Source organism: Actinomycetospora sp., assembly GCF_055612215.1.
The window spans coordinates 1-6,704 of record NZ_JBVPVA010000667.1; the positions used below are offsets into that span (position 1 = coordinate 1).

6 protein-coding genes and 1 pseudogene are annotated in these 6,704 nt (G+C 73.7%); 6 read left to right on the forward strand and 1 reads right to left on the reverse strand.

The features are described 5' to 3' along the window. From AC0CYZ_RS18315 to AC0CYZ_RS18330, 4 genes and pseudogenes are all read left to right on the forward strand, one after another. Positions 1-345 (forward strand): annotated as a pseudogene (locus AC0CYZ_RS18315) (hypothetical protein); the annotation flags it as partial. 58 nt (positions 346-403) lie between these two features. Next, on the forward strand, positions 404-1,414 hold the full coding sequence (gene trxB, locus AC0CYZ_RS18320; protein WP_472217890.1) for a thioredoxin-disulfide reductase: 1,011 nt from the start codon (positions 404-406) through the stop codon (positions 1,412-1,414). A 109-nt stretch (positions 1,415-1,523) separates the two neighbouring features. After that, on the forward strand, positions 1,524-1,850 hold the full coding sequence (gene trxA / locus AC0CYZ_RS18325; RefSeq protein WP_472217892.1) for a thioredoxin: 327 nt from the start codon (positions 1,524-1,526) through the stop codon (positions 1,848-1,850). A gap of 269 nt (positions 1,851-2,119) precedes the next feature. Continuing rightward, the gene (locus tag AC0CYZ_RS18330; RefSeq protein ID WP_472217894.1) at positions 2,120-3,280 is read left to right on the forward strand and encodes an N-acetylmuramoyl-L-alanine amidase; all 1,161 of its coding nucleotides are present in this window, start codon (positions 2,120-2,122) and stop codon (positions 3,278-3,280) included. 151 nt (positions 3,281-3,431) lie between these two features. Here AC0CYZ_RS18330 and AC0CYZ_RS18335 read toward each other — a convergent pair whose 3' ends face one another. After that, the gene (locus AC0CYZ_RS18335) at positions 3,432-4,106 is read right to left on the reverse strand and encodes a GNAT family N-acetyltransferase (protein ID WP_472217896.1); all 675 of its coding nucleotides are present in this window, start codon (positions 4,104-4,106) and stop codon (positions 3,432-3,434) included. A 184-nt stretch (positions 4,107-4,290) separates the two neighbouring features. Here AC0CYZ_RS18335 and AC0CYZ_RS18340 point away from each other — a divergent pair, with 184 nt between their 5' ends. Together AC0CYZ_RS18340 and AC0CYZ_RS18345 are read left to right on the forward strand one after the other, a co-directional pair. After that, a complete protein-coding gene (locus AC0CYZ_RS18340) occupies positions 4,291-5,667 on the forward strand; it encodes an aminotransferase-like domain-containing protein (RefSeq protein WP_472217898.1) in 1,377 nt (458 codons plus the stop codon). Between the two features lie 21 nt (positions 5,668-5,688). Continuing rightward, on the forward strand, positions 5,689-6,660 hold the full coding sequence (locus tag AC0CYZ_RS18345; protein WP_472217900.1) for a D-alanine--D-alanine ligase family protein: 972 nt from the start codon (positions 5,689-5,691) through the stop codon (positions 6,658-6,660). Positions 6,661-6,704 lie beyond the last annotated feature (44 nt).

Below are 6,704 nucleotides of genomic sequence, written 5' to 3' on the forward strand. Positions count from 1 at the left end.
CCGGCCCCGACCGCCGCGCCGCCCGTCCCGCCGGCCCCCGCCCCCGCGACGGCCCCGGAGCCGGTGTCCGGCGCGGACCCCGTGCGGGCGCTGCGGGCGGGGCTCGGCGCCCGGGACCCCGGCCCCCTCGCCGACCCCGCCCGACGCGCCGCCTGCCTCGTCGTGCACGGGGTGCCGCCGGGCACCGCGGTGCTGGGGAGCCGACAGGTCCTCGTCGACGGTCGCCCCGGCACGCTGCTGGTGCTGCCCACCGGACACGCCGCCCGTTTCCGGGTGCTCGTCGTCGGGCCGGGGTGCACGGACGCCGTCCCGGACACCCTGGCCGACCTCACGGTCGGCGGGTGAGTGCTGCGGCCGACACCCGATGGGGAATCCTGGTCCCGTGGCGGACGTTGCACCGGACGTGAGTGACAAGACCATCCACGACGTCATCATCGTGGGATCCGGACCGGCGGGGTACACCGCGGCGACCTACTCGGCGCGGGCCCAGCTCGACGTCGTGGTCTTCGAGGGCAGCCAGTTCGGCGGTGCGCTCATGACCACGACCGAGGTGGAGAACTACCCCGGGTTCGCGGAGGGCATCCAGGGTCCCGACCTGATGGACCAGATGCGCCGGCAGGCCGAGCGCTTCGGCGCGCAGCTCCGCCCGGAGGACGTCGAGTCCCTCGATCTCGACGGCGACGTCAAGACCGTGACCGTCGGTCGCGAGACCCACCGCGCCCGGACCGTGATCCTCGCGATGGGTGCCGCGCCCCGTTACGTGGGCGTCCCCGGCGAGGAGCGCCTCCTCGGCCACGGGGTGAGCGCCTGTGCGACCTGCGACGGCTTCTTCTTCCGCGACCACGACATCGTCGTCGTCGGCGGTGGCGACTCCGCGATGGAGGAGGCGACGTTCCTCACCCGGTTCGCCCGATCGGTCACGATCGTGCACCGTCGCGAGGAGTTCCGCGCCTCCGGGATCATGCTGGAGCGCGCGCGGGCCAACGAGAAGATCACGTTCCGCACGAACGCCGTCGTCACCGAGGTCCTCGGCGAGAACGCTGTCAGCGGTGTCCGCCTGCGTGACACCGTCACCGGCGAGGAGGAGACCCTGGACGCCTCCGGGCTCTTCGTCGCCATCGGGCACGACCCCCGCTCGGCGCTCGTCGCGGGGCAGGTCGAGACCGACGACGAGGGCTACGTGCGGGTCGACACGCCGAGCACGTACACCAATCTCCCCGGTGTGTTCGCCTGTGGCGACCTCATCGACAAGACCTACCAGCAGGCGATCACGGCCGCGGGCAGCGGCTGCACGGCCTCGATCGACGCGGAGCGCTGGCTCGCCGAGAACCCGGCCACGCCGACGCCCGAGACGTCGCCGAAGCCGACGGTCGACTCCGAGGTGACCCCCGAGCTCGACCCCGTCGCGTTCTGACCCGGCGCCGTCCGCACCGCGGGGTCCCGGCCCCCCGGCCGGCGCCGCCCCGACACCGTCTTCCCGACCGAGCATCCCGCTCGACCGATGATCCGAGGAGGATCCCCCGATGGGCAGCCCCGTCACCGTCACCGACTCGACCTTCGACACCGATGTGCTGAAGAGCGAGAAGCCCGTCCTGGTCGACTTCTGGGCCACCTGGTGCGGCCCGTGCAAGATGGTCGCCCCGGTCCTCGAGGAGATCGCCGCGGAGCACGGCGACAAGCTCACCATCGCCAAGCTCGACATCGACCAGAACCAGGCCACCGCGCGTGACTACCAGGTCATGTCGATCCCGACGATGATCGTGTTCCAGGGCGGCAAGCCCGTGAAGCAGATCGTGGGCGCGAAGCCGAAGGCCGCGCTGCTCAACGACCTCTCCGACGTACTCGCCTGAGCCTCTCCACCCCGACGCCGGGTCCGGACCACGTGTCCGGGCCCGGCGTCGGCGTGTCCGGCCCCTGATCGTCCCGGAGGACGGAATCCGGTCGGTGATCCCGAACCGTGACCCTCCGGCACGGGCCCGCTGCCGGGTGCGAGCGGGCGGACAGGGCACAATGAGAGCCCGGTGAACCGAGGCGATCCGTTGCCCGGCCACGCTCGAGGGGGCGTCCGGGGGGCGAGTCGGTGCACCGTCAGAGGTCGGACAGCGACGGGAGCAACGGAATGCAGCTGCTGAGCCGCGGCGACACCGGTCCGGCCGTCGCCGAGGTCCGTGCAGCGCTCCAGGCGTTGGGACTGGTCGAGCCACCGGCGTCCGGTGGCCCCGCTCCGGAGCCCTCGCGGTTCGACGGGGCCCTCGAGGACGCCGTCCGCGCGTTCCAGCAGAACCGGGGCCTGATCACCGACGGTGTCGTCGGGTCGGCCACGTACCGGGCGCTGCGCGACGCGCGCTGGTCGCTCGGCGACCGCATGCTCTGCCTGCAGGCCTCCAACACCATGACCGGCGACGACGTGTTCGCCCTCCAGGAACGCCTGCTCGAGCTCGGGTACGACTCGGGGCGGGCCGACGGCGTCTTCGGCCGGCAGACCGAGCAGGCGCTGCGCAGCTTCCAGCGCGACTACGGCATGGCGCCCGACGGCATCTGCGGGCCCCGCACGCTGCGTCACCTCGGCTACCTGGGCCGCAAGGTCACCGGGGGCCGTCCGGGGCTGCTCCGCGAGCAGGAGCGCCTCCACCGTGCCGGCCCGCGGCTCTCCGGCAAGCGCATCGTGATCGATCCGGGCCACGGCGGGTCGAATCCCGGCGTCGCGGTCGGCGGCGTCACCGAGGCCGGCCTCGTGGCCGACATCGCCCGCCGTCTCGAGGGCCGGATGTCGGCCGCGGGCATGGAGGCGCTGCTCTCCCACGGTCCGCAGGACTGCCCGTCCGACGCCGAGCGGGCCGGGTTCGCGAACACCGCGGGCGCGGACGTCGTGCTCTCGCTGCACGTCGACGCCAACCCGAGCCCGGCCGCCAACGGCCTCGCGGCCTTCCACTTCGGCACCGGCACGGGCGCGACCTCCACCGTCGGCGAGGCCCTCGCGGGCTTCATCCACCGCGAGCTGTTGGCCCGCACGCGGATGCTCGACTGCGGGGTCCACCCCCGCCCGTGGGAGCTGCTGCGGCTGACCCGCATGCCCGCGGTCCGCGTCGAGATCGGCTACCTGACCAACGAGGACGACCGCGAGTCCCTGCTCGACCCGGCGTTCCGCGACGTCGTCGCGGAGGGGATCCTCGTGGCCGTGAAGCGTCTCTACCTGCTCGGCCAGAACGACAAGCCGACCGGGACGTTCACCTTCTCCGACATCCTCCAGCGCGAGGAAGGCAGCCCGATCGGCGCGTAGGCCTGCGGCCATGTGAACGTTTGTGGACGCTGGGACGACCAAGAACGTTCACATGTGCGAAGCGCTCCGGGTGCATGGCAACCCGACGGTCGCCGATGTGTGAACGTTCTTGGTCGTCCCAGCGCCCAAAAACGTTCACATGCGCGAAGCGCTACCGGGGGGCCGGCGCCCCCACCGGGGCGGCCGGGGCCGTCGTCACCGACACCGAGCCCAGGAGCTGGGCGATCGCCGCCTCGACGTCCTCCTTCCAGGAGAACCCGGTGCGCATCTCGAGGCGCAGCCGCGGCCAGCGGTGGTGCGGCGCGACGGTCTTGAAGCCGACGGCGCGCAGGAACGCGGCCGGGAGCACGCAGCTGGGCGTGTCCTCGACGGTGCGGCCGTGGGCCTCCCCGCGGGCCCGCTCCGCGGTGTCGCCGAACGCCTCGAGCGCCTTCACACCGCGGCGGGAGAGGTCGCGCACGACGTCCTGCACGAGCATCCGCCCGACGCCGCTGCCGCTGAAGTCGGGCACCACGTGCAGACCGCACAGCAGGACCGCGTCGGCGCCCACGGGCGAGGTCGGGAACGCGGCCGCCCGGGGGACGGCCGCCGGCGGGGCGTAGAAGGCGTAGCCGGCCGGGACACCCTCGACGTGGGCGATCCGCCCGCAGGAGCCCCACTCGAGCAGGACGCCCGAGACCCAGGCCTCTTTCTCCAGCTCCAGCGTGCCGAACTCCTCGGCCTGCGCGCCCAGGTGCGGCGGGAGCTCCCAGTAGACGCAGCGACGACAGCCCTTGGGCAGCTCGTCGATGTTGTCCAGGGTGACCCCGACACACTCTCGCGACACCGACACTCCCGTCCTGCCTGCGCCTGACCCTGCCGGGGAGCATGCGTACCCCTCCGTGCCGCCGTCGACAATACGGGCGCCACCGATCGTGGCGTCGGCGACGCCGAGGTCGCGCCGATCGTGGGACCCGGACGCGTAGACTCGCTCGGCGATCCACTCCTGCCAGGCCCACGGAGAGTCGCCGATGACCGCGATGCCGCCCGAACACCGCACCACCGGGTCCCTCGGACCGGCCGCGGCGGCGGGCGCGGCGGGCGACGCGGGGGACCCCCACCTCGAGCGCTACGCCGCTCGCACCGCGGGGATGACCGCCTCCGAGATCCGGGCGCTGTTCGCGGTCGCCAGCCGCCCCGAGGTGGTCTCCCTCGCCGGCGGGATGCCCAACCTCGCCGCGCTGCCGCTGGAGTCGCTCTCGGTCGAGGTCGCCGGTCTCGTCGCCGCCGAGGGGCAGAGCGCCCTGCAGTACGGCTCCGCCCAGGGCGTCCCGGTGCTGCGCGAGCAGATCGGCGAGGTCATGGCGTTCGAGGCGGGCAGCCTCGCGGCCACCGGCGGGTTCGCGCCCGACGACGTCGTCGTCACCGTCGGCTCGCAGTCGGCGCTGGACATGCTCACCCGCCTCTTCGTCGACCCGGGCGACGTCGTGCTCGCCGAGTCGCCGTCCTACGTCGGGGCGCTGGGCTCGTTCGCGGCCTACCAGGCCGAGGTCCGCCACGTGGCCATGGACGACGACGGCCTGCTCCCGGCCGCCCTCGACGAGGCCCTGCAGCGGCTCGCCCGCGAGGGCCGGCGGGCGAAGTTCCTCTACACCGTGCCGAACTTCCAGAACCCGGTCGGGGTGAGCCTCGCCACGGAGCGGCGCCCGCAGATCGTCGAGATCTGTCGTCGTCACGGCGTACTGATCGTGGAGGACAACCCGTACGGGCTGCTCGGCTTCGACGGACAGACCTTCCCCTCGCTGCGCTCGATGGACCCGGAGAACGTCGTCTACCTCGGCTCGTTCTCCAAGATCTTCGCCTCGGGCCTGCGGGTGGGCTGGGCGCTGGCCCCGCACGGCATCCGCGACAAGCTCGTCCTGGCCGCCGAGTCCGCGACGCTCTGCCCGCCGGCGTTCACCCAGCTCGTCGTCTCGCGCTACCTCGCGACGCACGACTGGCGCAGCCTGGTGAAGTCGTTCCGGGAGATGTACCGGGAGCGCTGCGAGGCGATGCTCGCGGCCCTGGAGACCCACCTCCCCGACGGGTGCCGGTGGACGCGTCCCGAGGGCGGGTTCTTCGTGTGGGCCACGGTCCCGGAGGGCGTGGACACCCGGGCGATGCTGCCGCGGGCGATCACGGCCCGGGTGGCGTACGCGTCGGGCACCGGGTTCCACGCCGACGGGTCCGGCAGCCGCCACATGCGCCTGTCGTTCTGCTACCCGCCGCCGGAACGGATCACCGAGGGGGTCCGGCGCCTCGCCGGGGTCCTCGACGGGGAGCTCGACCTGCTGCGCACGTTCGGGGTGGCGGGTCCGCGCCCCGGGACGTCGGGCGGGCCGCAGGCGCCGTCGATGGACACCACCTGACCACGAGATAGGTTCCCGGCCGTGACCGACCCGGCCAGGACCGATCTCACCGTCGCCGTGCTCGCCGGCGGGCTCTCCCACGAGCGGGACGTGTCGTTGCGCTCGGGCCGGCGCATCGCCTCGGTGCTGCGCGACGCCGGCGCGGCGGTGGAGGAGTGGGACACCGACACCGCCCTGCTCGGTCGGCTGAGCACGACCCGGCCCGACGCGGTCGTCGTCGCCCTGCACGGGGGCGAGGGCGAGAACGGGGCCGTGCAGAGCGTCCTCGAGCTCGTCGGCGTCCCCTACGTGGGCACCCGGGCCCGCGACTGCCGGCGGGCCCACGACAAGCCCACGGCGAAGACGGAGCTGCTCCGGTCCGGGCTGCACACCCCGGAGTGGGTGGCGCTCCCGCAGTCGACCTTCCGCGAACTCGGCGCGGCGGGGATGCTCGACGCCCTCGTCGCCCGGCTGGGACTGCCGCTCATGCTCAAGCCGGACCAGGGCGGGTCGGCGCTCGGCGCGCACGTCGTCCGGGACGCCTCCGAGCTCCCCGCGGCCATGGTCGGCACGCTCGCCTACGGCGACACCGTGCTCGTGGAACGGTTCGTCGAGGGCGTAGAGGTCGCGGCCTCGGTGATCGACACCGGCGACGGCCCGGTGGCGCTGCCGGCGGTCGAGGTCGAGCCCGGGAACGGGGTCTACGACTACCGCGCCCGCTACACCGCGGGCCTCACCCGCTTCCACTGCCCGGCGCGGCTGTCCGACGAGGTCGCGGAGCGGGTGGCCGACGCGGCGGTCGCGGCGCACCGGGCCCTCGGGCTGCGCGACCTCTCGCGCACCGACGCCGTCGTGGACGCGGACGGCCGGGTCCAGGTCCTCGAGGTGAACGTCTCCCCGGGCCTCACCGAGAACTCACTGCTCCCGCGGGCGGTGACCGCGGCCGGCCGCGACCTCGCCGAGGTCTTCACCCGGCTCGTCGACCGGGCGGTCGCGCGGGGGGCCGGGGAGTGAGACACGTCAGCGTCGATCGCAGGGCGCCCTGAGATCGACGCAGA